Annotated in this window: 26 protein-coding genes; 21 read left to right on the top strand and 5 right to left on the bottom strand. The window is 65.9% G+C overall.

Annotated elements, in window-relative coordinates; translation table 11 throughout:
- The first annotated feature begins 51 nt into the window (after positions 1-51).
- The 13 genes from TK49_RS10865 (at position 52) to aceA (ending at position 12,738) form a co-directional block, all read left to right on the top strand.
- Entirely contained in the window at positions 52-936 is an 885-nt protein-coding gene (locus TK49_RS10865) for an EAL domain-containing protein (RefSeq protein WP_045786698.1), read from the top strand.
- Between the two features lie 10 nt (positions 937-946).
- The gene (locus tag TK49_RS10870; protein WP_045786699.1) at positions 947-1,621 is read left to right on the top strand and encodes an RBBP9/YdeN family alpha/beta hydrolase; all 675 of its coding nucleotides are present in this window, start codon (positions 947-949) and stop codon (positions 1,619-1,621) included.
- A gap of 110 nt (positions 1,622-1,731) precedes the next feature.
- On the top strand, positions 1,732-2,646 hold the full coding sequence (gene cysT / locus TK49_RS10875; protein ID WP_045786700.1) for a sulfate ABC transporter permease subunit CysT: 915 nt from the start codon (positions 1,732-1,734) through the stop codon (positions 2,644-2,646).
- 1 nt (position 2,647) lies between these two features.
- Positions 2,648-3,628 (top strand): sulfate ABC transporter permease subunit CysW, encoded by a 981-nt coding sequence (gene cysW, locus TK49_RS10880; protein ID WP_045786701.1) that lies wholly within the window; start codon positions 2,648-2,650, stop codon positions 3,626-3,628.
- On the top strand, positions 3,625-4,734 hold the full coding sequence (locus TK49_RS10885) for a sulfate/molybdate ABC transporter ATP-binding protein (RefSeq protein ID WP_027677520.1): 1,110 nt from the start codon (positions 3,625-3,627) through the stop codon (positions 4,732-4,734). The genes cysW and TK49_RS10885 overlap by 4 nt, the downstream gene beginning before the upstream one ends.
- A 41-nt stretch (positions 4,735-4,775) precedes the next feature.
- Positions 4,776-5,738 carry a CysB family HTH-type transcriptional regulator gene (locus tag TK49_RS10890; protein WP_045786702.1) on the top strand — a complete coding sequence of 321 codons (963 nt, stop codon included), beginning with the start codon at positions 4,776-4,778 and terminating at the stop codon, positions 5,736-5,738.
- 132 nt (positions 5,739-5,870) lie between these two features.
- Positions 5,871-6,170 (top strand): 2TM domain-containing protein, encoded by a 300-nt coding sequence (locus TK49_RS10895; protein ID WP_045786703.1) that lies wholly within the window; start codon positions 5,871-5,873, stop codon positions 6,168-6,170.
- Positions 6,170-7,435, top strand: coding sequence for a sensor histidine kinase (locus TK49_RS10900; RefSeq protein WP_045786704.1), 1,266 nt, complete (start codon positions 6,170-6,172; stop codon positions 7,433-7,435). The genes TK49_RS10895 and TK49_RS10900 overlap by 1 nt, the downstream gene beginning before the upstream one ends.
- Before the next feature lie 3 nt (positions 7,436-7,438).
- The gene (locus TK49_RS10905; RefSeq protein ID WP_045786705.1) at positions 7,439-8,263 is read left to right on the top strand and encodes a LytR/AlgR family response regulator transcription factor; all 825 of its coding nucleotides are present in this window, start codon (positions 7,439-7,441) and stop codon (positions 8,261-8,263) included.
- A 77-nt stretch (positions 8,264-8,340) separates the two neighbouring features.
- Positions 8,341-10,065, top strand: coding sequence for a thiamine pyrophosphate-binding protein (locus tag TK49_RS10910; RefSeq protein WP_045786706.1), 1,725 nt, complete (start codon positions 8,341-8,343; stop codon positions 10,063-10,065).
- Positions 10,066-10,102: 37 nt separating this feature from the next.
- Positions 10,103-10,600, top strand: coding sequence for a ribonuclease E activity regulator RraA (gene rraA, locus TK49_RS10915; protein ID WP_045786707.1), 498 nt, complete (start codon positions 10,103-10,105; stop codon positions 10,598-10,600).
- Positions 10,597-11,040: a gamma-glutamylcyclotransferase family protein gene (locus TK49_RS10920; protein ID WP_240479874.1), complete on the top strand. Its 444-nt coding sequence runs from the start codon at positions 10,597-10,599 to the stop codon at positions 11,038-11,040. The genes rraA and TK49_RS10920 overlap by 4 nt, the downstream gene beginning before the upstream one ends.
- Before the next feature lie 393 nt (positions 11,041-11,433).
- Positions 11,434-12,738 (top strand): isocitrate lyase, encoded by a 1,305-nt coding sequence (gene aceA / locus TK49_RS10925; protein ID WP_045787852.1) that lies wholly within the window; start codon positions 11,434-11,436, stop codon positions 12,736-12,738.
- 96 nt (positions 12,739-12,834) lie between these two features.
- Here the strand turns inward: aceA and TK49_RS10930 are convergent, their stop codons facing one another.
- The 3 genes from TK49_RS10930 to TK49_RS10940 form a co-directional block, all read right to left on the bottom strand.
- Positions 12,835-13,107, bottom strand: coding sequence for an FCD domain-containing protein (locus TK49_RS10930; RefSeq protein ID WP_052698605.1), 273 nt, complete (start codon positions 13,105-13,107; stop codon positions 12,835-12,837).
- A gap of 15 nt (positions 13,108-13,122) precedes the next feature.
- A complete protein-coding gene (locus TK49_RS10935) occupies positions 13,123-13,557 on the bottom strand; it encodes a universal stress protein (RefSeq protein ID WP_045786709.1) in 435 nt (144 codons plus the stop codon).
- Between the two features lie 83 nt (positions 13,558-13,640).
- Positions 13,641-14,570, bottom strand: coding sequence for a LysR family transcriptional regulator (locus tag TK49_RS10940; protein ID WP_045786710.1), 930 nt, complete (start codon positions 14,568-14,570; stop codon positions 13,641-13,643).
- A gap of 212 nt (positions 14,571-14,782) precedes the next feature.
- Here TK49_RS10940 and TK49_RS10945 point away from each other — a divergent pair, with 212 nt between their 5' ends.
- From TK49_RS10945 to TK49_RS10960, 4 genes are all read left to right on the top strand, one after another.
- Complete coding sequence (locus TK49_RS10945; protein WP_045786711.1) at positions 14,783-15,481, top strand: haloacid dehalogenase type II; 699 nt, start codon at positions 14,783-14,785, stop codon at positions 15,479-15,481.
- A 73-nt stretch (positions 15,482-15,554) separates the two neighbouring features.
- Entirely contained in the window at positions 15,555-17,135 is a 1,581-nt protein-coding gene (aceB, locus tag TK49_RS10950; RefSeq protein WP_045786712.1) for a malate synthase A, read from the top strand.
- A 124-nt stretch (positions 17,136-17,259) separates the two neighbouring features.
- A complete protein-coding gene (locus TK49_RS10955; protein ID WP_045786713.1) occupies positions 17,260-17,730 on the top strand; it encodes an SRPBCC family protein in 471 nt (156 codons plus the stop codon).
- Positions 17,731-17,813: 83 nt separating this feature from the next.
- Positions 17,814-19,271 (top strand): DHA2 family efflux MFS transporter permease subunit, encoded by a 1,458-nt coding sequence (locus tag TK49_RS10960; protein ID WP_045786714.1) that lies wholly within the window; start codon positions 17,814-17,816, stop codon positions 19,269-19,271.
- Between the two features lie 43 nt (positions 19,272-19,314).
- Here TK49_RS10960 and TK49_RS10965 read toward each other — a convergent pair whose 3' ends face one another.
- Positions 19,315-19,584, bottom strand: a complete 270-nt coding sequence (locus tag TK49_RS10965) for an acyl-CoA-binding protein (RefSeq protein ID WP_045786715.1) — start codon at positions 19,582-19,584, stop codon at positions 19,315-19,317.
- Between the two features lie 152 nt (positions 19,585-19,736).
- On the opposite strand from TK49_RS10965, the gene tsaB reads away from it, so the two are divergent.
- Genes tsaB through TK49_RS10980 form a run of 3 tightly spaced genes read left to right on the top strand, consistent with a single transcriptional unit; the run spans position 19,737 to position 21,825 of the window.
- Entirely contained in the window at positions 19,737-20,477 is a 741-nt protein-coding gene (gene tsaB / locus TK49_RS10970; RefSeq protein WP_045787854.1) for a tRNA (adenosine(37)-N6)-threonylcarbamoyltransferase complex dimerization subunit type 1 TsaB, read from the top strand.
- A complete protein-coding gene (rimI, locus tag TK49_RS10975) occupies positions 20,474-21,001 on the top strand; it encodes a ribosomal protein S18-alanine N-acetyltransferase (protein WP_045786716.1) in 528 nt (175 codons plus the stop codon). Before tsaB ends, rimI begins: the two co-directional genes overlap by 4 nt.
- Positions 20,998-21,825, top strand: coding sequence for a uracil-DNA glycosylase (locus tag TK49_RS10980; RefSeq protein ID WP_045786717.1), 828 nt, complete (start codon positions 20,998-21,000; stop codon positions 21,823-21,825). The genes rimI and TK49_RS10980 overlap by 4 nt, the downstream gene beginning before the upstream one ends.
- A gap of 22 nt (positions 21,826-21,847) precedes the next feature.
- Here TK49_RS10980 and lplT read toward each other — a convergent pair whose 3' ends face one another.
- Positions 21,848-23,164 (bottom strand): lysophospholipid transporter LplT, encoded by a 1,317-nt coding sequence (gene lplT / locus TK49_RS10985; RefSeq protein WP_045786718.1) that lies wholly within the window; start codon positions 23,162-23,164, stop codon positions 21,848-21,850.
- 630 nt (positions 23,165-23,794) lie between these two features.
- Between lplT and alr the strand changes: the two genes are divergently transcribed.
- Positions 23,795-24,922 (top strand): alanine racemase, encoded by a 1,128-nt coding sequence (alr, locus tag TK49_RS10990; protein ID WP_045786719.1) that lies wholly within the window; start codon positions 23,795-23,797, stop codon positions 24,920-24,922.
- The last annotated feature ends 57 nt before the right edge of the window (positions 24,923-24,979 follow it).

Here is a 24,979-nt window from a genome sequence, read left to right on the forward strand (position 1 = left end):
CGCCATCCGCCCTTGGAGGAGGGGTGACTTTCCTTGGGAGCCCCCATCTCGATGAGTCTCATGCACACCACCGCACTCGCACAGTTTCTCGGCACGCTGCCGAACGCGCCAACGCCGGATCGCCAGTTGTGGCGCGACGCCAGCGGCCGCGTGCAGGGCCAGTTCTTCCACTGCGCGCTCACGAGCCTGTTTGAGCCCATCTGGCAGCTTGCCGCCGACGGCTCGCTCGCACCCGCCGGCCATGAAGCGCTGATGCGCACCTGGACGCGCGACGGCGATCTGGGCCTGAACCCGTGGAAGGTGTTCTCGCTGGCGTCGGACGACAGCACGCTGGTGGAACTCGACCGCCTGTGCCGGCTCGTGCATACGCTGAACTACTTTGCGCGCTCGGATGCGCGGCGGCTGGTGGTGAATATCCACGGCCGCTTGCTGGCCGCGGTGGCGGCCGACCACGGCAAGGCATTCCATCGTGCAGTGACGGCGCTGGGGTTGCGGCCCGAGCAGTTCGTCATCCAGGTGCCGTCCACCGCCAATGACGACCTGGGCCTGCTGCTGTTCGTGGTGGACAACTACCGGCGCAACGGCTTTGCCGTGGCCGTGCAGGCATCGGACCCGGCCGAGGCGGGCGCGTTGCTCGTACACGCCAGGCCCGCGTTCCTCAAGCTCGACGCGCGGCGTGACTGGAACGTCCGGCACCTGTTGTCGCTGGCCGAATCGGCGCACGAACTTGGCGTGACGCTGGCCCTGCGCCGCTGCGAACGTCCGGGCGACCTGCAGCTTGCCCGGGCAGCCGGCATCACGTACGTGCAGGGCACCATCCTGCCGGGCGCAGAACCTGAGCCCGAGGCCATCCCCACGCCGGCCGTCATCGCGCCGATGGCGCAGGCACCGCTGTTGCAACAGCAGCAGTGCGCCGGCTTTTCTCTGACGGACTGAGCCCCATTCCATGGCACGTAGCGCACCCTCAACCGCATCGAAGGCTTTAGACTGGCACTGGCCTGCCGACGCCGTCGTCCTGACCGTCCCTGGGCTGCATGGCAGCGGCCCGGGCCATTGGCAGACGCGCTGGGAGGCCCGCTTTCCGGACTGGCACCGTGTGGAACAGACGGACTGGTCGACGCCCGACCTGCCGCGCTGGTCTGCCCGCGTGGGTGAAACCGTGCGCACCGCTCTGGCTGGCCAAGCGCGCGCCCGCCGCGTGATCCTGGTGGCACACAGCTTTGGCTGCTTGGCGTCGCTGCATTGGGCAACCCGCGGAAAGGAGCCCAAGGACGCCGTGGCCGCTGTGTTGCTCGTCGCACCGGCCGATCCGGACAAGTTCGGCGTGCGCGACCTGCTGCCGCAGCGCGCGCTGCCGTTTCCCGCCGCGGTTATCGCCAGCCGCAACGACCCGTGGATGACGCAGGCCAGCGCCCTCGACTGGGCGGCCCGCTGGGGCGCCGAATTCATCGATGCGGGCGACGCCGGGCACATCAACGCCGATTCCAACCTCGGCGACTGGGACGCCGGTCTGACCCTGCTGGAGCGCCTCATTAGCCGCGCAAGTGCTGAAGGCACCACCCGAGATGGCGCCGACTGGCAAGCGCAATGGGATGTCTTGCCCAGCACCCCTTATATCTAAAACGATGATGCACATGCGCAAATATTCGTTTTCTTCATAAGGGCAGCTCGCCACAATCGGTGCATCTGCAATAGGTCGCAGGGTTTGCGGCCTTTTTCTTGGTTGCGCTGATGAGCCTGTCTTCTGCGTTTTCTCCTGCCCAGCGGCGAAAGCCCGCCAACGTCCTGCCTGGTTTCGGGCTGGCGCTGGGTTTTTCGCTGCTGTATCTCGCGCTGATCGTCCTGATCCCGCTGTCGGCCACCGTCCTCAAGACGTTCACCATGACGTGGGACGCGTTCTGGACCACCGTCACCGCGCCCCGCGTGGTGGCGTCGTACAAGCTGACGTTCGGCGCGTCGCTGATTGCGGCGGCAATCAACCTCGTGTTCGGGCTGATCGTGGCGTGGGTGCTGGTGCGCTATCGCTTTCCGGGCAAGCGGTTGATCGATGCGCTGGTCGACCTGCCGTTTGCGCTGCCGACTGCGGTGGCCGGCATTGCGCTCACCGCGTTGTACGCGCCGAATGGCTGGATCGGCTCGCGGCTGGAACCGCTGGGGCTGAAGGTCGCGTTCACGCCGCTGGGCATCGTGGTGGCGCTCACGTTCATCGGCCTGCCGTTTGTCGTGCGCACGGTGCAGCCGGTGCTCGAAGATCTGGAGTCCGAACTGGAGGAGGCGGCGGCCAGCCTGGGCGCCACGCGCTGGCAGACCTTCACTCGCGTGATCCTGCCGACCTTGCTGCCCGCATTGCTGACCGGTTTCGCGTTGGCCTTTGCGCGTGCGACCGGCGAATACGGCTCGGTCATCTTCATCGCCGGCAACATGCCGATGGTTTCCGAGATCACGCCGCTGATGATCTATTCCAAGCTGGAGCAATTCGATTACGCGGGGGCCACGGCCATTGCCGTCGTCATGCTCGGTATCTCGTTCACGCTGCTGCTGGTCATCAATCTGCTGCAAGCGTGGACGCGCCGCCGCGGCAATCGCAATGACGCCATCGAGCGTGCCCCCGAACCCCCGACCGCCAACGCGGCAGCTGGAGCCTGACATGGCCGGTACTGTTTCCCGTCAACTTGGTCAGGCGCCCGCTGGTGGCCGCCGAGGGGCCACCGCAGAATCCGCCTGGGTGCGTGCAACGCTGATCCTCGTTTCGTTCGTGTTCCTGGCGTTGTTCCTGTTCGTGCCGCTGGCGAGCGTGTTTGTCGAGGCGTTCAAGAAGGGCGTTGACGTGTATCTCGAGGCGCTGATCGAGCCCGATGCGCTTTCGGCGATCTACCTGACGCTGACCACCGCAGCGATTGCCGTGCCGCTGAACGTGGTGTTTGGCGTGGCGGCGGCATGGGCGATTGCCAAGTTCGAGTTTCGCGGCAAGAACCTGCTGCTGACGCTGATCGACTTGCCATTTTCCGTGTCGCCCGTCATTGCCGGCCTGATCTACGTGCTGCTGTTCGGCGCGCAGGGCTGGTTCGGGCCGTATCTCTCCGATCACGATTTCAAGATCATTTTTGCGGTGCCGGGCATTGTGCTGGCGACGGTGTTCGTCACGTTTCCGTTCGTGGCGCGCGAGCTGATTCCGCTCATGCAGGCGCAAGGCAGCGAAGAGGAAGAGGCCGCCATCGTGCTCGGCGCCTCGGGCTGGCAGACGTTCTTTCGCGTGACGCTGCCGAACATCAAGTGGGGCCTGTTGTATGGCGTCATCCTCTGCAACGCGCGGGCGATGGGCGAGTTTGGCGCGGTATCGGTGGTGTCGGGCCACATTCGTGGGCTGACCAACACGATGCCGCTGCACGTGGAAATTCTCTACAACGAATACAACTTTGCGGCCGCGTTTGCCGTGGCGTCGCTGCTGACATTGCTGGCGCTTGTCACGCTGGCGCTGAAGACGCTGGTCGAATGGCGCAGCCGTCGTGAGCTGGCTGATGCTGATGCCGGCGTGGGCGAAGGTCCGGGCGCACGCGTCGCACCGTCATCGTCGATTTCGAATTCGCACATCTCTGTGCAATCTCCGCTCGAAGGGAGTGCCGCATGAGCATCCAGGTTCAACACATCACCAAGCGCTTTGGCAACTTCGTTGCCCTCAACGATGTTTCGCTCGACTTCAAGCAGGGCGAGCTGACTGCGCTGCTGGGCCCGTCGGGCTGCGGAAAGACCACGCTGCTGCGCATCATCGCGGGGTTGGAGCATGCCGATTCGGGCACGATTCACCTCAACGGCGAAGACGCATCGGACCAGCATGTGCGCGAGCGCCAGGTCGGCTTCGTGTTCCAGCATTACGCGCTGTTCAAGCACATGACGGTGTTCGAGAACGTGGCGTTCGGCCTGCGCGTGAAACCGCGCGCGCAGCGGCCGAGCGAAGCGCAGATCCGCGCCAAGGTGAAAGAGCTGCTGGAACTCGTGCAGCTGGATTGGCTGGCCGATCGTTACCCGCCGCAGCTGTCTGGCGGGCAGCGTCAGCGGATTGCCCTGGCGCGCGCGCTGGCGGTGGAGCCGCGCGTGCTGCTGCTCGACGAGCCCTTCGGCGCGCTCGATGCCAAGGTGCGCAAGGAGCTGCGCCGCTGGCTGCGCCGCCTGCACGACGATCTGCATGTCACGAGCCTGTTCGTTACGCATGACCAGGAAGAGGCGCTGGAAGTGGCCGACAACGTGGTGCTGATGAACCGCGGCCAGGTGGAGCAGGTCGGCAGCCCCGATGCGGTCTACAACACGCCGGCCACGCCGTTCGTCTACGGCTTCCTCGGCAACGTGAACCTGTTCCACGGCCGCCTGGAAGAGGGCGAGGGCGGCAGCGTGCTGCACGTGGGCGATTCGGCCATCGCCGTGCCGTCGGGCGGTGTGGATTCGTCCCGCGCCGATCAGGCGGTGGCCTTCGTGCGCCCGCATGAAATCGACCTCGAGCGCTATGCGCCCGGCGCCGAGGGCATTCCCGTGACGCTGCGCCGCGCGCTCACGCTGGGCGCCATCGCGCAGCTGGAGCTGGAGCGCGAAGACACCGACGACATCATCGAAGTCTCCCTGCCCATCGAGCGCTTCCGCGCCGAGGGCTTCCGTGAAGGCGAAACGCTGGTGGTGCGCCCGCGCGCGATCCGTGTGTTCGCGCAAGGCAATGCACGGCCCGTCGCGCAAGCCGCCGTGTAACACGACGCTCCGACGACAACCAATACGAGAGGACACGAGCCATGAACTTCCAGCAACTGCGTTCCATCCGCGAGGCGGTGCGCCGCCAGTTCAACCTGACCGAAGTCGCCAACGCGCTGTACACGTCGCAGCCTGGCGTGTCGCGGCAGATTCGCGAGCTGGAGGATGAGCTTGGCGTGGAGATTTTCGAGCGGTACGGCAAGCGCCTGACGGGCCTGACCGAACCGGGCCGCGAGATCGTCCGCATTGTCGAACGGCTGCTGCTCGAAGCCGAAAACCTGCGCCAGGCCGGCGAGGAATTCTCCGGCCGACAATCCGGCCGCCTGACCGTGGCGACCACGCACACCCAGGCGCGCTATGCGCTGCCGAAGGTCGTGCAGTCGTTCCGCAAGGAATACCCGCACGTCACGCTGGCGCTGCAGGAGGCATCGCCCTCGCACATCGTCGAGCTGCTGCTGACGGGGCAGGCCGATATCGGTATCGCCACCGAAGCCGTGGCCAACGAGCCGGGGCTGACGTCGTTCGAGGCGTACCGCTGGCGTCACGTGCTGGTGGTCAGCCCGGAGCATCCGCTGACGAAGAATCCGCTTCCGACGTTGGAAGACGTGGCGCAGTATCCGCTCATCACGTACGACGCGGGCTTCACGGGCCGACGCAACATCGACGCGGCATTTGCCGGCGCCGGCCTGCACCCCGAGATCGTGCTGACCGCCATGGACGCCGACGTGATCAAGACGTACGTGGCGCTGGACGTCGGCGTGGGCATCATCGCGTCGATGGCGTATGACGGGCGCAAGGACGACAACCTCGTCTGCATCGGGGCGGATCACCTGTTCGAGCCGAACACCACGCGTGTGGCGGTGCGCCGTGGCGCGTACCTGCGTGGCTACGCACATGACTTCATCGGGATGTTCGCGCCGCACCTGTCGCGCGAAACGGTGGCCGAAGCGGTGGCGTCTTCCGTGGTGACGCAGTCGGCGCGCGTGGAGGCGTTGGCCGCCTAGCCCCGCACGGCCGATCCGGCGCGGGATGGCGACCGTTCAGCCCCGCGATTGCGCGGTTCGTCGCACCGACGTGGTGCCTGCCCGGGCGCCATTCCTATACTGCGGACATCCTCGGTTGCCCCGGAGACCACCATGTCCGCCATCTCTTACCCGCAGCCCGCCGAATCCGATCAAGCCCTGTTGCGACGCGCCCGCCACCGCGCCGGCGCACGCATGGGGTTCCGCATCCACCTCCTGTCGTTTCTGGCCGTGAATGCCGTGCTGGCAGCGATGGCGCTGTCGCGCGGGCAATTCTGGTTTGTCTGGCCGCTGCTCGGCTGGGGGATGGGCCTGGCCGCGCATGGCCTGAGCCTGGCGTGGAGCATGGGCAACGGCTATCAGCGCCTGGTTGACCAGGAACTCGCCCGCTTGCGCGCGCAGGCGGGCCGCTGATGCGGGAAATCCCAAGCTTCAACGCCGAAGTTGCCTCCGGTAAGATCGCCGGCATGTTCGCCAATGTGTCGTTCCCTTCTCTTGCGGAGTGCCTGCGCCTCGTGCGGCGCTGGGTCATCCGCTATGCCGTCATCATCGTCATCAATACGCTGATCGCGGCCGTGCTGGCGTTCGGCATCCGGCCCGAGGAGTCGTTCTGGAAAAGCTTCGTGTTCAGCCAGGCGATCGGGCTGTCGATGTTCTCGCTGATCGGCATTCCGCGCCACGTGTTCTGGGGCGACGGCCCGCCCAACAAGAAGCTGTTTCCGTGGATCGTGGTGGGCGCCGTGGTGATCGGCGTGCCGCTGGGGCAGTGGATCGCGCGCACGATTCTGTGCCTGAACGGAAGCACCGCCGAGCCGTGGCGCGCCGACAGCCTGCGCATGAGCTTCATCATCGCGATGCTGGCGGCGCTGGGCGCAACGTATTACTACTGGTCGCGCGGCAAGCTCGCGGCCCTCGAGCGCCGGGCTGCGCTCGATGCGCTCGACCGCGAAGAGGCCGAGAAGCAGGTCGTGCGCGCGCAGCTGATGGCGCTGCAGGCCCAGATCGAGCCGCACTTCCTGTTCAACGTGCTGGCCCACGTGGATGCGCTCATTGCGAAAGACCCCGGCGGCGCGCGGCGTCTGCTGCAGCATCTGATCGGCTTCCTGCGGGCGTCGCTCTCGCATGCGCGCGCCGAGCAATGCACGCTGGCGCAGGAGTTTGCGCTGCTGCGTGCGTATCTCGATATCCAGGCGCTGCGCTTCGGCAATCGGCTGCGTTTCTCATTGGCGCTGGACGATGCCATCGCCAACATCGTCATTCCGCCCATGCTGATCCAGCCGCTCGTCGAGAACGCCGTCGTGCATGGCATCGAACCCGCGCGTGAAGGCGGCGAGATCGCGCTGTCGGCCCGCCGCGTGACCCGCGAAGAAGGCGAGCGCCTCGTGCTGGAGGTGCGCGATACCGGCGTCGGTTTCGGCAACGACGGCAGCAAGGGCTCGGGCCTGGGGCTCACCCACGTGCGCGAGCGCCTGTCGCGGTTGTTCGACGGCGATGCGCGCCTGACGATTACGGAGACCGTGCCGCACGGCGTGACGATCATCGTCGAGCTGCCGCTCGCGCGTGAAAGTGCCGACACGCCGGTGCACGCCGATGCGCCCGAATGGCGCTGCCGCTTTTCACAACCCTCGCGTTCGCCTGCCAACTCCGCGCTGTCTTCGCGCGCGTCTGCCGGAACCTGATCGATGCCCGCCTCCCCGCGTTTGCTCATTGCCGACGATGAACCCGCATTGGCCGATAGCCTGCTCGCGGAACTGACAGCCCTCTGGCCTGAAGCCACGTTGCTGCCCGCCGTGTACGACGGGCAGTCGGTGCTCGACGTGATCGACGATACGGCCGCGGGGCAGGGGCCGGACGTCGTCTTTCTGGATATCCGCATGCCGGGCCTGTCCGGCATTGACGTGGCGCGGGAGCTGTCGAAACGTGAGGTCCGTCCGCTCGTGGTGTTCGTCACGGCCTACGACCAGTTCGCGCTCGATGCGTTTGAGCAGGCGGCGGTCGACTACGTGCTCAAGCCCGTGCAGACGGAGCGCCTGGCCGAGACCGTCAAGCGCCTGAAGGCGCGCCTGGGCACACGCGCAGACAGTACGACGGCGGCCGACCCCGCGCAGACGCTCGCAGAACTCGTCGAGCGGCTGGCTGGGCTGCAGAGCGCCGCGCAGACGCGCGTTGCGCCGCAGGGGGGGTATCTGCGCTTCATCAAGGCGCTGGTCGGGCAGGAGGTGCGTTTCATCCCCGTGGAGGAGGTGCTGTACCTGGAAGCCACCGACAAGTACGTCAACGTCGTGGCCAGCAGCGGCGAATCGCTCATCCGCATGAGCCTGCGCGAATTGCTGACGCAGCTGGACCCGGAGCACTTCTGGCAGGTGCATCGCGGTACCGTGGTCAACGTGGCGCATGTGGCCAGCGCCGTGCACCTGTCGCTCGGCCGCCTCGGCCTGAAGATGCGCGGGCGCACCGAGACGCTGCCCGTGGCGCGCCAGTACGCGCACCTGTTCCGGCAGATGTAGCGAACGCGTGCGCGTGCGGGGTGCGTTCCGCTATGATCCGTTGTGTCGTCAACGAATCGAGAGCGAGACCACCCGCCATGCAGACCGCAGCACGCGCCGCGAGCCCCCTCATCGAACCGCGTCACGGCGGCCAGATCCTTGTCGATGCGCTGGTTGCGCATGGCGTCGACATTGCCTTTGGCGTGCCGGGCGAGAGCTACCTGTCGGTGCTCGAAGGGTTCTACCAGCGGCGCGACCGCGCACGCTTCATCGTCTGCCGGCAGGAAGGCGGCGCGGCCAACATGGCCGATGCGTACGGCAAGCTCACGGGCCGGCCCGGCATTGTCTTCTGCACGCGCGGCCCGGGCGCAACCAACGCCAGCATCGGCGTGCACACCGCGTTCCAGGATTCCACGCCGATGATCCTCTTCATCGGCCAGGTCGGCCGCGACTTTGTCGACCGTGAAGCATTCCAGGAAATCGACTACCGCCGCATGTTCGGCCAGATGGCCAAATGGGTCGCGCAGATCGACAGCGTGGAGCGCATTCCCGAATACGTCGCACGTGCATTCCAGACGGCCACCGCGGGCCGGCCGGGCCCCGTGGTCCTGGCGCTGCCCGAAGACATGCTCACGCACGTTGCCGCTGTGGCGGACGTACCGCCGATGCCCCGCGCGATGGCGTGGCCCGGCCCGCGCGACCTGGCGCAGCTGAAGACGCTGCTGCAGAGCGCCGAGCGCCCGATGCTGCTGCTGGGCGGCTCGGGCTGGACGCCGGCCGCTGCCGCCCGGATCCAGGTGTTTGCCGAGCGCTGGAATCTGCCTGCCGCCTGCGTGTTCCGCCGGCAAGACCTGTTCGACAACCGCCACCCGAATTACGCCGGCGATGTCGGCATCGCCATCAACCCGAAGCTGGCCGCGCGTGTGAAAGAGGCGGACGTGGTGCTCGCCATCGGACCGCGCCTGGGCGAGATGACCACGTCCGGCTATACGCTGTTCGATGTGCCGCGCCCGAAGCAGACGCTCATCCACGTGCATGCCGGCGCCGAAGAACTGGGGCGCGTCTATCAGGCGGAGCTGATGATCCATGCCTCAATGCCGGCGATGGCCGAGGCATTGGACGGCGTCTCGCCCGATGCCGCGCCCCGCTGGTCCGCGTGGACGCAAGCCGCGCACGCCGACTACCTCGCCAACATCACGCCGCCGCCGTTCAGCGGCCACGGCATCGACATGGCCCGCGCCATGCAGTGGCTGCGTGAGCGCCTGCCGCACAACAGCATCCTGACGAACGGCGCGGGCAATTACGCGACGTGGCTGCATCGTTTCTATCAATACGGTGCGTTGGCCGCCGGTTCGCGCACGCAACTCGCGCCGACCAGCGGTGCGATGGGCTACGGCGCCCCGGCTGCGGTGGCGGCCAAGATCGTCTGCCCCGATACGCCCGTCATCTGCATGGCCGGTGACGGCTGCTTCCTGATGAACGGCCAGGAGCTGGCGACTGCCATGCAGTACAACGCGCCGGTGATCTTCATCGTGGTCAACAACGGCATGTACGGCACCATCCGCATGCACCAGGAGCGCGAATACCCCGAGCACGTGAGCGGTACCGAGTTGCGCAACCCGGACTTTGCCGCGCTGGCCCGAGCGTATGGCGCCGCAGGCCATACCGTGCGCACGCTCGAAGCGTTCCAGTCGGCCGTGGAGGCCGCGCTGGCCTCGCCGGTTGCCACGCTCATCGAGGTACAGACCGACCCGAACATCATCAGCCCGCGTGCGACCATCGATTCGCTGCGCGCCCAGTCACCAAGCCGCGCCCGCCCCTGAACCCGCATTCGCCAACGCCTTTCACATCCCATTTGCCATGACGATGATCCCAGTGACCGACCTGTGCGACCTGCACGAAGACAAGCTCATCTACGGAAGCCTGCGCGTGCTCACGCCGGTGTTCCGCAGCTTTGGCAAGCGCGCCGCGTTTGCGGGCCCTGCTTCCACGCTCAAGGTGTTTGAAGACAACGGCCTGGTGCGTGCCGCGCTTGAAGAGCAGGGGGCCGGCCGCGTGCTGGTGATCGACGGCGGCGGCTCGCTGCGCTGCGCGCTGGTGGGTGGCAACCTCGGCAAGCTGGCCGAGGAGAACGGCTGGGAAGGCATTCTCGTCAACGGCTGCGTGCGCGATACCCGCGAGCTGGCGGAGTGCAACGTCGGCATCCACGCCCTGGCCGTGCACCCGCGCAAGAGTATCAAGAAGAACGCTGGCCAGCGCGAGGTGGGCGTGCAGATGCCCGGCGCGTACATCCAGTCGGGCGAGTGGATCTATGCCGATGAAGACGGCGTGCTGGTTTCGCAGGACAAACTCGCATGAGCCAGCCAATGAACCTTCCGGTGTCCAACCCCGGCCTCATCCATGTCTTCGTCTACGGCACGTTGCGCGCCGGCGAGGCCAACGACCTGCGCGTGGCCGCCGCCGCACGCGGCATCCCCGAGCCTGAACTGCTGGGGTCCGCCAGCTTGCACGGCCGTCTGTACGATTTCGGCGCGTACCCCGGCCTGGTGCTCGACCCGACCGGCACCGCCGTGCGCGGCGATATCTATCGCATCGATGCCGCGCTCGTCCCCGTGCTGGACGAGATCGAAGAGGTCTACCCCGGCGGCGATGCGCTGTTTGTGCGCGAGAACCATGCGGTCGTGCTTGGAGGCAGCACCGTCGACTGCATCGTGTATCCGGTGAGCGCGCAGCATGTCGCTGGGCGGCCCGTCATTACAGGCGGGGATTGGGTGGCGCATCGGCTGGCCCGCGGGTGATCCCCCTCCTTGTGCCCAGGAAACGCCGCTGTTGCGGCGTTTTTTTTGGGGCGGCGATGCGTCGGGCGCAAGTCGAGGTTTTTCATAATGCGGAAAGTCGTTTTGGTCCGCAAAAATTGCGCGCCGCACAGCACCATCGCTGTCTTTCATGATAGGAAAAATCTTTCCGCATCCCGAAATATGGCACATAACTATATGAAAAATAACGAATAAAAACTTTTACACAAGACAAAGTTCTCCTTGTTGCGCTGCACCGGGCTTCCCTACACTCTTATATAAGACATATGACTTGAGCCACCCAGCGGCACCCCAAAAAGGCGCCGGCGGCTCTAGGCGACGAGTGAGAGTTACCCCAGTTTTTATTTGATGGATGCGATCAAAAAGGAGAGTGTGATGTCGCGCGAACTCGAAGTGCAAAAGCTGCAGAAGGAATGGGAAACCAACCCGCGTTGGAAGGGCATCAAGCGCGGCTACACCGCGGAAGACGTGGTGCGCCTGCGCGGCTCGCTGCAGATCGAGCACACGCTGGCCAAGCGTGGTGCCGAGAAGCTGTGGACGCTCATCAACAACGAGCCGTTCGTGAACGCCCTGGGCGCGCTGACGGGCAACCAGGCCATGCAGCAGGTCAAGGCGGGCCTGAAAGCGATCTACCTGTCGGGCTGGCAGGTGGCCGGTGATGCCAACAGCAACGGCGAGATGTATCCGGACCAGTCGCTGTACTCGGTGGATTCGGTGCCCAAGGTCGTCAAGAAGATCAACAACACGTTCCAGCGCGCCGATCAGATCCAGTGGTCGGAAGGCAAGGACGACATCGACTTCTTCGCGCCCATCGTGGCGGATGCGGAAGCCGGTTTCGGCGGCGTGCTGAACGCGTTCGAACTGATGAAGGCCATGATCGAAGCGGGCGCCGCTGGCGTGCACTTCGAAGACCAGCTGGCCGCTGTGAAGAAGTGCGGCCACATGGGCGGCAAGGTGCTGGTGCCCACGCGTGAAGCCGTGAGCAAGCTGGTGGCCGCACGCCTGGCCGCCGACGTGATGGGCGTGCCGACCGTGCTGATCGCCCGTACCGACGCGGAAGCCGCTGACCTGCTGACCACCGACGTGGATGACAACGACAAGCCGTTCTGCACCGGCGAGCGCACCGTCGAAGGCTTCTACCGCACGAAGCCGGGCCTGGAGCAGGCCATCTCGCGCGGCCTGGCCTATGCCGAATACGCCGACCTGGTGTGGTGCGAAACCGGCAAGCCGGATCTCGAGTACGCCAAGAAGTTTGCCGAGGCCATCCACGCCAGGTTCCCCGGCAAGATGCTGGCCTACAACTGCTCGCCGTCGTTCAACTGGAAGAAGAACCTGGACGACGCCACGATCGCCAAGTTCCAGAAGGAACTCGGTGCGATGGGCTACAAGTTCCAGTTCATCACGCTGGCCGGCTTCCACGCGCTGAACTACTCGATGTTCAACCTGGCCTACGGCTACGCCCGCAACCAGATGAGCGCCTTCGTCGAGCTGCAGGAGGCCGAGTTCAAGGCCGCCGAGCGTGGCTTCACCGCGGTGAAGCACCAGCGCGAAGTCGGCACGGGCTACTTCGATGCCGTGACGCAGACCATCGAGCGCGAAGCGTCGACCACGGCGCTCAAGGGTTCGACCGAAGACGAGCAATTCTTCGAAGAAAAGGCGGAAGCCAAAAAGGTCGCTTGAGGTTGCCGACGCATCCGGCATCCAGGTCACCTGGGCCGGTGTGCTGACCACACGCCGGCCGCTCGGACCGCGCCCCAGTGAGTGGCGCGGTTTTTTTTATGTGCGCTTGAAAATCGATTCGAGGTCGAGTGCCGACGTGGGCGTCGCATGCAGCTCCAGCGACTGCTCGATGTGCTGGAAATGCTCGCGCATCAGGTCGTGTGCGCGCTCGACGTTGCGGGTCGCGATGGCTTCTGTGAGCGTGTCGTGCTCATGTTCGGGGCATGCAGGCGGGCCGGGGCGGTCGTAGAGCGTGATGATCAGGCACGTGCGTGAGACCGCCTCGCGCGTGGAGAAAAAAAGCCGTCCCCAAGGACGGCTGTGCGGCATGGGCCCGAGCGGCTCTCAGCGGTACACGATCACCGGGATTTCGGTATGGGTCAGCACCTTCTGCGTCTCGCTGCCGAGCAGCAGGCCGGCCAGCCCGCGCCGCCCGTGCGAGGCCATGAAGATGACGTCGCAGCCATGGCGTTCGGCCGCGTCGATGATGCCCATGTAGGGCACCGGGAAGCAGCTCATGTCGGTGTCGCACTCGATGCCGGCGCTGCGGGCGGCGTCCTCGACGTCCTTGAGGACCACGCGCGCCTGCGCTTCGACCCGCTCCTTGAACGCCTGCGGCGTCTCCACGACGATCTCGGAGAAGGGCGTGTACGGATACTCCTCGAGGCACGTGTATGCCGTCAGGCGCGCGCCCAGGGTCTTGGCAAAGTCGAGCGCGCCCGCCACCGCCTTGCGCGACAGCTCAGAACCATCGGTCGGGATGAGGATGTGCTGGAACATGCGGCCTCCGGAGTGAGGGTGCGAAAGAGGGTCTTGTCTTGATTGTAGGCCGCACGTGCGGTTCCACCCACTCAGGGTGATCGCTAATCCATGCCGATCAGCGCGTCGGCGCGGCGCCAGTAGGCCGGGTTGCCGTACGTGTTCTTGAGGAAATCGATGAAGAGCCGCACCCGCAACGGCAGGTGCTTGCGCTGCGGAAACACCGCGTGGATGCCGATCGGCGGCGCCTCGAAGGCATCGAGCACCGTCACCAGCTTGCCCGTGGCGATGTCGTGCCCGACCTCCCACCACGAGCGCCAGGCCAGCCCGTGGCCCTGCAGGCACCACTCGCGCAGCACCGCGCCGTCGGTGCATTCCATGGTGCCCGAGACTTTCACGGTGATGGCCTTGCCGCCTTGCTGGAACACCCAGCCGCGCTGCACGTTGGCGCTGGCCCCGAAGGCCAGGCAGTTGTGGGCGGAAAGCTGCTCGACCTGCGTCGGTACACCGCGGCGCTCGAGGTAGCTCGGCGCGGCCACCACCACGCGGCGGTTTTCCCACAGGCGGATCGAAACGAGGCTGGAGTCCGGCAGGTCCCCGAGGCGGATGGCGCAATCGAAGCCCTCGTTGACGAGATCCACCACGCGGTCGCCCAGGTCCAGCGTCATCGACACGTCCGGATGCGACGCAATGAAGTCGGGCACCATCGGCGCGACATGGCGGCGGCCGAAGCCCGCCGGAGCCGTCACGCGCAGATGGCCGCTCGCCTTCACGCCGCCCGCCGACACGCTGGCCTCGGCGTTGTGCAGGTCATTGAGGATGCGCTGGCAGTCTTCCAGGAACGCCGAGCCCTCGAAAGTGAGGGTGATGCGCCGCGTCGTGCGTACGAGGAGCTTCACGCCCAGGCGCTCTTCGAGCGCGTCGATGCGGCGCCCGATGATGGCGGGCGCGACGCCCTCGGCGGCGGCCGCGGCAGACAGGCTGCCGCGCGTGGCCACGGCGACAAACGTTTCGAGCTGCTTGAAATGATCCATGGCCGATGCTTATACCGCGTGCTGCGGGATTGTGACGAATATAAAGGTTATCACTCGCCATTCGTCGGGTAAAAGTTAAAGATCAAGTGACCGTTGGCGTCTTTGTGCAGCGCGTCACCTTTTCTAGAATGGCCCTCGTTGCGAAGGTCGGAGAAGCGTTCTGCAGAGCGGAACGCGCGGAGTACCGGCCTTCGGGTCCGTGGAGCTGAGGCATGAGTTCGATTCGCGCGGTGGTCTTCGACGCCTATGGCACGTTGTTCGACGTGTATTCGGTGGCGGCACGCGCCGAGCAGCTCTTTGCCGGCAAGGGCGAGGCGCTGTCGGTCCTCTGGCGCGACAAGCAGATCGACTACACCCGCATCCGCTCGCTGGCCGGCCCCTCGGGCGAGCATTACAAGCCGTTCTGGGACATCACCGTCGACGCGCTGCGCTACGCCGCGGCCCGCCTGGGCGTCGAGCTTTCCGCCCACGACGAGGCCACGCTGATGCGCGAATATGCGTGCCTGTCGGCATTTCCCGAGAACGTGCCTGCGCTGCGCCGCCTGCGCGAGATGGGCTTGCCGCTGGGCATCCTCTCCAACGGCAACCCCCAGATGCTTGACATTGCCGTGAAGAGTGCCGGCATGTCCGGGCTGTTCGATCACGTGCTGTCGGTCGATGCGGTCAAGCTCTACAAGACCGCGCCGCAAGCCTACGCGCTGGCGCCACAAGCGTTTGGTGTGCCGGCGGAACAGATTCTGTTTGTCTCGTCCAATGGCTGGGATGCCTGCGGCGCGACGTGGTACGGCTTCAAGACGTTCTGGATCAATCGCCTGGGGCATCCGCCCGAGGCGCTCGACGTGGCGCCCACTGCGGCGGGCCACGACATGCGCGATCTGCTGCAGTTCGTGCAGGCAACACAAGCGACGTAAGGCATTGCATTTCATCGGTCCAGCCATAGGACCGAACCCGTTCAACCCTCACATCATCCTCTGGAGAAGAACCATGGCGCTCACGCTGCCCCAAGGCATGGAGATCAAGGCCGAGATCCTTCCGGCCTACGAAGACATTCTGACCCCTGAAGCACTGGCGCTGGTCGCCAAGCTGCACCGTGCCTTCCAGCCGCGCCGCAAAGAGCTGCTGGCTGCGCGTGTCGAGCGCGCCAAGCGCCTGGACGCCGGCGAGCGCCCGGACTTCCTGCCCGAGACGAAGGCCATCCGCGAGGGCGACTGGAAGGTTGCGCCGATCCCGCCCGCGCTGCACTGCCGCCGGGTGGAGATCACCGGCCCGGTCGATGCCAAGATGGTCATCAACGCGTTCAACTCGGGCGCGGACAGCTACATGACCGACTTCGAGGATTCCAACACCCCGAACTGGCACAACCAGCTGCAAGGCCAGGTCAACCTGAAGGCTGCCGTGCGTCGCACGCTTACGCTGGAATCGAACGGCAAGACGTACAAACTGAACGACAAGATCGCCACGCTGCAGGTGCGTCCGCGCGGCTGGCACCTCGACGAGAAGCACGTGACCGTCGACGGCGAGCGCGTCTCCGGCGGCATCTTCGACTTTGCGCTGTTCTTCTTCCACAACGCCAAGGAGCAGATCGCCCGCGGCGCCGGTCCGTTCTTCTACCTGCCGAAGATGGAGAGCCATCTGGAAGCGCGCCTGTGGAACGACATCTTCGTGATGGCGCAGAACGAGATCGGCCTGCCGCAAGGCACAATCAAGGCCACCGTGCTGATCGAGACGATCCTCGCCGCCTTCGAGATGGAGGAAATCCTGTACGAACTGCGCGAGCACAGCGCTGGCCTGAACGCCGGCCGCTGGGACTACATCTTCTCGTGCATCAAGAAGTTCAAGGTCGACAAGAACTTCTGCCTGGCCGACCGCGCCAAGGTGACGATGACCTCGCCGTTCATGCGTGCCTACGCGCTGCTGCTGCTCAAGACCTGTCACAAGCGCGGTGCACCGGCCATCGGCGGCATGAGCGCGCTGATCCCGATCAAGAACGATCCGGAGAAGAACGCCATCGCCATGCAGGGCATCATCAACGACAAGAAGCGCGACGCGACCGACGGCTACGACGGCGGCTGGGTGGCTCACCCAGGCCTGGTCGAGCCGGCCATGAAGGAGTTCGTGGCGGTGCTGGGCGACAAGCCGAACCAGTTCGACAAGCAGCGTCCGGACGTGGACGTGAAGGCCGCCGACCTGCTGAACTTCCAGCCCGAAACGCCGATCACCGAAGCCGGCCTGCGCATGAACATCAACGTCGGCATCCACTACCTGGGTGCCTGGCTGGCCGGCAACGGTTGCGTGCCGATCCACAACCTGATGGAAGACGCCGCCACGGCCGAGATTTCGCGCTCGCAGGTGTGGCAGTGGATCCGCTCGCCCAAGGGCAAGCTCGAAGACGGCACGAAGGTCACGGCCGAACTCGTCCGCAAGCTGATCCCCGAAGAGTTGGCCAAGGTGAAGGAGACGGGCGCGGTGGGGCATTTTGACCGCGCGGCAGAAATCTTCGAACAGATGTCGACCTCGGAAGACTTTGCAGAATTCCTGACGCTGCCGCTCTACGAAGAAATCTGAAGCCAGGCGACGCTTCAGGCATCGCGATGAAAAACGCCGGCCGGGGCAACCCGCCGGCGTTTTTCATTTGGCGCAGCGCGGGCCAAGCCGCGCGATAATGTCACGAAATCTTGCGGAGGCTGCTTTGCGCTTTGAACACCTGGTGGAAGTCAACGATCCACTGAACCCCCTCATCGACGCGCTGACCCCCAACCAGATCTGGCAAGGCCTGGTGCTGCGGGTGCGCGAGCAAAAGGAATTCGTCGAAAGCCTGGACGAATGCATCATCACGGCCGAAGGCGACGGCTGGGTCGAGCGCGAACTGGTGTACGGCCGCGCGCGCATCCAGGATCGTGTGACCCTGGAGCCGCATACCCGCGTGACGTACACCACGGCTGCCACGGGCGAGCACGCCGGCGGCTCCCTGACCATGACCATCGAAACCGGCGACAACAACGCGGCGTTCATCCGGTTCGTCTACGACACCACGCTGCCCAACGCGGACGAGAGCGGCGATACGCGCTATGCCGAGATCGTCAAGTCGGCCTACCGCGAATCCGATATCGACACCGTACGCCGCATCCGCGAGATCGCCGCCACCGGCCGCCTCGGCTGACCTGCCACCCCGGCCCTGCATGGAGGATGTGCAGGTCGGGCTGATCCCTTCCTGGTCGTCTCATACAGCATCAGAACGAGACCATGACGACATTCACGCCCACGCTCGAGGCCCTGCGCGCGCGCCACGGGGAGCGCTTCAAGTGGCTCGTGCTGTTCACGCTGATGGTGGGTGCGGTGTCGTCGGTCATCTCGGCCACCATCGTCAACGTGGCCATTCCCGACCTGAGCCGTCATTTCGTGCTCGGGCAGGAGCGGGCGCAGTGGGTGTCGGCGAGCTTCATGGTTGCGATGACCTTGTCGATGCTGCTGACGCCCTGGCTGCTGCTGCGCTTCGGGTTGCGGCGCACGTTCATCGGCGCGCTGGTGCTGCTCGGTGTGGGCGGGCTGGCTGGCGGGCTGTCGCCGAACTACGGCGTGATGATCGCCATGCGTGTCGTCGAGGGGGTTGCCGCCGGCATCATGCAGCCGCTGCCCAACATCCTGATCCTGCGCGTGTTTCCGGAGCGGGAGCAGGGCAAGGCGTTCGGCCTGTTCGGTTTTGGCGTGGTGCTGGCGCCTGCGGTCGGCCCCAGCGTGGGCGGCTTTCTGGTGGAGCTGTTTGGCTGGCGCTCGATCTTCTTCGTGGTGGTGCCGTTCACGCTGCTCGGCTGGGCGATGGCGCGTCGCTTCATGGCCGTCAATTCATCCATGGCGGGCGACCCGAAGCCGCTGGACTGGCGCGGCCTGCTGCTGATTGGCGCGGCGACGGTCTCGCTGCTGAACGGGCTGGTGGCACTGCACGGCGATGTGGTGCACGGCGCGGTGCTGATGCTCGTGTCGGGCGTGTGCGTGGCGGGCTTCGTGTCCTGGCAGCGGCGGGTGGAGTCGCCGTTGCTGGACCTGCGCCTCTTCAGCTACCGGCAGTTTGCGATGGGCGCGGTGGTGGCGTTCATCTACGGCGCCGGGCTGTATGGATCGACATACCTGGTGCCCGTGTACATGCAGGTGGCGCTCGCGTATGCGCCGTCGCGCGCGGGCCTCGTGCTGCTGCCCGCCGGGCTGGTGCTGGCCGTGACGATCATGCTGGCGGGGCGGCTGACCAACCGCATCGAGCCGTTCCGGCTGGTGTCGTTCGGGCTGGCAGCGCTGGCGCTGTCGTTCTTTCTCATGGCGACGAACACGCGCGACACCAGTTATCTGCTGCTGATCGCCATTGCCGTCGTCGGGCGCGTCGGGCTCGGTTTCGTGCTGCCGTCGCTGAGCCTGGGCGCGATGCGCGGCGTCGATTTCACATTGATCGCCCAAGGTTCGAGTGCGGTCAACTTTCTGCGTCAACTCGGCGGGGCAATCGGCGTGTCGGCCACGGGCATCTTCCTGCAATGGCGGCTCGCCACGCGCGGCATCGAGACCGTGCACGGCGCCGCAGTCGACCCACAGGCGCGGCTCGTCGCTTTCGACGAGACCTTCGTCCTCCTCGGTGCGCTGTGCGCACTTGCGGTGGCGGCGGCGTGGCGCATGCGCCGCAGCGGGCCGGCGGTCGCCATGTCGTCTGCGCAATGAAAAACCGGGCGCGGGGCCCGGTCCGTGCATGGCGCAGTGCCGATCACGTCGTCGCGCCGCTCTTCAGTTCTTCGACGAGGTCGATGTACTTCTGCTTGGCCTCATCCTGCGACGTGCCTTTCAGGCCTTCCCACGCCTCAAACTTGTAGCGGCCGACGATGTCGGTGAAGCCAGGCTTGTCGCCGTGCGCGTCGCCTTCGGCGCCTTGCTTGTAGAGGACATACAGGCGCAGCAGCGTCATGTTGCTGGGGCGCTCGGAGAGGCCCTTGACGTCGATCTGGGCTTGCTCGAAACGGGCTTGCAGGTCGCTCATGATGATTCCCGGCTGAAAGACAATGGTCTGGCGATGATAGCGTCCGGGGGGGCGCTCCCATGCCGTTTGAATTCGAGGATGGCTTCGGTTTCCGGCGTGCGCCGCCGCCGGTTCGCGCGTTCATGCGACACACCAGCCGTTACAATGCCGGGATGCCCTGGATTCTCGCTTTCGACACTTCCACCGAGTTCTGTTCCGTCGCCCTCGGTGACGGCACGCGCACACTGTTCCGCCACGAACACACGGGGGCGCGATCGAGCAGTCGCGTGCTGCCCGCCGCCGCCGAGTTGCTGGCCGAGGCCGGTATCGCCCTGGCCGATTGTGCGGCCATCGCGTTCGGCGCGGGGCCGGGTTCCTTTACCGGCCTGCGTACTTCGTGCGGGGTCGCGCAGGGCCTGGCCTTCGGCGCGGACCTGCCGGTCGTGCCGGTCAACTCGCTGGTGGCCTGCGCAGAACAGACGCGGGCGTCCCTGCCCGCTGGCACCGCTGTGACGGTGGCGCTGGATGCCCGCATGGACGAGTGCTACTGGGCCAGCTTCATGCCCGCCGACACGGCGCAGGAGGCCTCCGGGTGGCACGCGCTTTCCGCCATCCAGGTGAGCAGCCCGGACAGCGTGGTGGCGCCATCGCAGCCGTACTGGCTGGCCGGCAACGCCGTGACGGTGTTCGGCGACCGGTTGGCCGTGGCCTCAGGGGCTGCTGCGGTGCTGCCTGAGGTTGCGCCACACGCGCGTGAGGTTGTTGCGGTCGGCTTGCGCCTCCTGGCGGCTGGGCATACGGTCCGGCCCGAAGAGGCGGCGCCGCTCTATGTGCGTGACAAGGTCGCGCTCACCATTGAAGAACGCCAGGCTGTGCAGTTGGCCAAGGCTGCGGCAGCAGGTGCCGGCGCATGAGCCTCATCGACACCGCGCTCGCAGGCGTTGCCGCACAGACGCCGCTGCCCGCCGGGTGGCGCGCCGAGCGCATGACTGCGCTCGATGTGGCAGGCGTTGCCGCCGTCGAACAGACCGCGTTTGCGTTCCCCTGGTCGCGCGGCAATTTCGAGGATTCGCTCAAGTCTGGCCACCTTGGCATCGTGCTGCGCGACGGGGGCAACGAGGTCGCGGGCTACCTGATCCTCATGCCGGTGGTCGACGAGATGCACCTGCTCAACGTGACAGTGGCGCCGGTGTGGCAGCGCCAGGGCCTGGGCCGCTGGCTGCTTCGGCTGGCGGTGGCGCTCACACTCGCGCACGGTTTCGGCAGCCTGCTGCTGGAGGTGCGTCCGTCCAACACGGGGGCCATTGCGCTGTATCGCCGCGCCGGGTTTGCCGAGATTGGTCGTCGCAAGCGCTATTACCCGGCAGAGAACAACACGCGGGAGGATGCCCTCGTCATGCGCATCAGCTGCGAGGCAAGCGGCGTGGAGGCAGCATGAATCGTCGATCCCGGATGCTGGAAGCGCTGGGCGTTTCCACGGAATGGACCTTGCGCGGTGCGCAGCCGCCCGCCGAGCAGGTCGAGGACATTGCCGTCGTCGAGCCGCCGCTCGAGGCCGAAGCCTTTGCCGCTGCGGTGGCTGCCGAGCCCGCACCCGGGCGAGTCGAAATGCCGCCGGCCGAGATCGGGATTCCGGTGGGCGGGGGCGGGGCAGAGGCGGCGATTCCGCGCGCGCAGCGCATCGCGGCATTCGGCTGGGCCGAGCTTGAGGCCGCTGTCTCGAATTGCACGTCCTGCAAGCTGTGCGAACGGCGCACGAATACGGTATTCGGCGTGGGCGACCGTCAGGCCGACTGGATGCTGATCGGCGAGGCGCCCGGCGAAAACGAAGACAAGCAGGGCGAACCGTTCGTCGGCCAGGCCGGCAAGCTGCTGGACAGCATGCTGCGCGCCGTCGGCCTGTCGCGTCAGCCGGGTGAGGGCAAAGGCGTGTTCATCGCCAACGTTCTCAAGTGTCGCCCGCCGGGCAACCGCGACCCGGAGCCGGACGAGGTCGCGATGTGCGACCCGTATCTCAAGCGCCAGATTGCCTTGGTCAAGCCACGCATCATCGTCGTGTTGGGGCGCGTGGCCGCACAGAACCTGCTGCAGACGCAGACGCCTGTAAGCAAGCTGCGGGGCAAGGTGCACGAGGTGGAAGGCGTGCCGGTGGTCGTGACCTACCACCCGGCGTATCTGTTGCGCACCCTGGGCGACAAGGCCCGCGCGTGGGAAGACCTGTGCCTGGCGCGCAAGGTCTACGCGGAGCACGGCGGCCACTGATGGACCGCCGCGGCGTGTGGCTTCAGTGGTGCTTGTCCTCGCCGATGAGGGCGGCGGAGTGGTACAGCTTTTCGTTGAGGCGATGCCGGCGCATGACCAGGGCCATCGTCGCGCAGACAAACAGGCCAAACGAGACGATCACCACGCCCACCGAGACGTTCAGCTTGATGAGCAGGGCGTAGAGGCACAGCATCAGCAGTACCGAAACGTTCTCGTTGAAGTTCTGCACCGCGATGGAGTGGCCGGCCGAGAGCAGCACGTGCCCCCGATGCTGCAGCAGCGCATTCATCGGCACCACGAAGAAGCCCGACATGGCGCCCACCAGCATCAGGAACAGGTAGGCGATCAGCATGTACAGCGGCAGCTTCATCGTGCCGATCTGGAAGGTGACTTCCGGAATCGTGTGCTTGGTGTAGAAGGCCATGAGCATGACGACCACGCCCATCGCCACACCCACCGGCAGCACGTCGAGCGAGCGGCGCAGCGGGATCTTCACGGCGGCGGCCATCGCGCCAGCGGCCACGCCCACGGCCACCACGGCCTGCAGGATGGCGCCCTGCGAGAGGTTCAGTTCCAGCGATTGCTCCGCCCACTTGAGCACGATGAACTGCAGCGTGGCGCCCGCGCCCCAGAACAGCGTCGTCACGGCCAGCGAGATCTGCCCGAGCTTGTCGCGCCACAGGGCGTTGAAGCAGTCGGCAAATTCGGAGATCAGGCGGACCGGGTTCTTTTCCTGCTGCGGATACCGTGCCCCGGTGTCGGGAATGCGCGTATTGAACAGGGCCGCAACGAGGTAGATCACCATGATCACCAGCATGGCCGCCTCAGCGGGGGTGTCGATGGCTTCCAGCCCGGGAATATCGAACGACAGCAGCCACGACGACACATGCTTGGAGATCAACGCCCCGCCAAGCACCGTCCCCAGGATGATGGAACCCACCGTCAGCCCTTCGATCCAGCCGTTGGCGGCGACGAGCTTCTCGGCGGGGAGCAGCTCGGTGAGGATGCCGTACTTGGCAGGCGAGTAGGCCGCCGCCCCAAAGCCGACCACGCCGTACGCGAGCAAAGGATGGATGCCGGTGAGCATGACGCCGCAGCCCACGAGTTTGATCGCATTGGTGATGAGCATCACCTTGCCCTTGGGCATGGAGTCTGCGAACGCACCCACGAAGGCGGCAAGCAGAACGTAAGAGAGCACGAAGAACAGCTTGAGCAGCGGGGTCATCCACTGCGGTGCATGCATCTCCGTCAGAAGGGCGATGGCCGCGATGAGCAGCGCATTGTCAGCCAGCGACGAGAAGAACTGCGCCGCCATGATGGTGTAAAAACCCTTCTTCATACCTTCGAATTCGTCCCCGTAGAGCGCGGTGGCATTCCGGTCTTCACGACTTGCCGGCAGCGTGCCGGCAGGCCGAAGTGTTCCCGGGGGTGACCGGCCAGGCGGTGCTCCGGCTGACCGGCCAGAGCAACGTGCAGCTGCGCGCTTGCGGCACGGGTGTCGTCACGCGCGCGGGCTCCCCAGATCGTGGCTCCCTTGGGCATGGCCGGCACGCATCGCCGGGTTGCCGCGGGAATCTTCACAGACAGGCGTCCGGGGCGTGTGTTCCGCCCGGTGCGGGTTTTCTTCTCGCCTGCGTGCATGGTCAAACCGAATGTGGCGCCATCGCGCAAAAAGAAGTGGCTATTGCCCAACTTTCCGTATGCAGCGAGCGCATCACGACTGTTTTCCCATGCCTAAATTGAACGGCTTTATATCACGAAACTTGCGGGCTTCCGGTGACGATCGGGCACTTTCTTTTCTCCCGCTCGGCCGGTGGGGGCGAACCAGTGGGCGTCCTGTGGTCAAATAGAACGCTCATCATGCAGGGCCGGGTACATCGGTCCGGTCTGCTATACAGACATATTGCAGTGCAACACCGACGCCGCGCCACGAGCGCCCATCGTCCCAACGTTTTGCAGGTTTGCCGTCATGCCTAGACCCATCCACGCCGTCATTCACGGTCCCGCACTCGCCAATAATCTCCAGGTTGCCCGTCGACACGCGCCCAACTCGCGCGTGTGGGCCGTCGTCAAGGCCAACGCCTACGGGCACGGTATCGAGCGCGTGTACGAGGGGTTGCGACAGACCGACGGCTTTGGCCTGCTCGACCTGAACGAGGCGATCCGCCTGCGGGAGCTGGGCTGGCAGGGACCCGTGCTGCTGCTCGAGGGCTTCTTCAAACCGGAGGATCTGGCGATCGTCGAGCAGTACCGCCTGACGACGACCGTCCACAACGAAGAGCAGTTGCGTATGCTGGAACTGGCCCGCCCCAAGGGGCCGATCAGCGTGCAGCTCAAGATCAACACGGGCATGAGCCGCCTCGGCTTTGCCCCGGCCGCGTATCGGGCGGCATGGGAGCGCGCCCGCGCCATCTCGGGTGTCGGCACCATCGTGCACATGACGCATTTTTCCGATGCCGACGGCCCGCGCGGGATCGAGCACCAGCTCGCGGCGTTCGAGCAGGCCACGCAGGGCTTGCCTGGGGAGGCATCGCTCTCCAACTCCGCCGCCACGCTGTGGCACCCGAAGGCGCATCGCGACTGGGTGCGCCCCGGCGTGATCATGTACGGCGCATCGCCCACCGGCGTGGCAGCCGACATCGAGGGTACGGGCCTGCTGCCCGCCATGTCGCTCAAGAGCGAGCTGATTGCCATCCAGGATCTGCAGCCCGGCGCGACCGTCGGTTACGGGTCGCGCTTTACCGCCGAGCAGCCGATGCGCATCGGCATCGTGGCGTGCGGTTATGCCGACGGCTACCCGCGCCATGCGCCGGGCTGGGGTGGCAACCACACGCCGGTGCTCGTTGACGGCGTGCGCACGCGGCTCGTGGGCCGCGTGTCGATGGACATGATCACCGTGGACCTGACCGGCGTTCCGGACGCGCGCGTCGGCACGCCGGTGACGCTTTGGGGCGAAGGCTTGCCGATCGACGATGTCGCGCACGCCGCGGGCACCGTCGGCTATGAGCTGATGTGCGCGCTGGCGCCCCGCGTGCCGGTGCTCGTCGAGCCGGTTGGCACAGCGGACACGGGCGACACGCTCGGCAAGGCGGCCTGAGGGCGGTTGCCCGCCGGTGTCATCGTCGGCATCGACATCACATCAAGATCAAGCGGC

The sequence above is a fragment of the Ralstonia mannitolilytica genome, from assembly GCF_000954135.1.
Taxonomy (GTDB): Bacteria; Pseudomonadota; Gammaproteobacteria; order Burkholderiales; family Burkholderiaceae; genus Ralstonia; species Ralstonia mannitolilytica.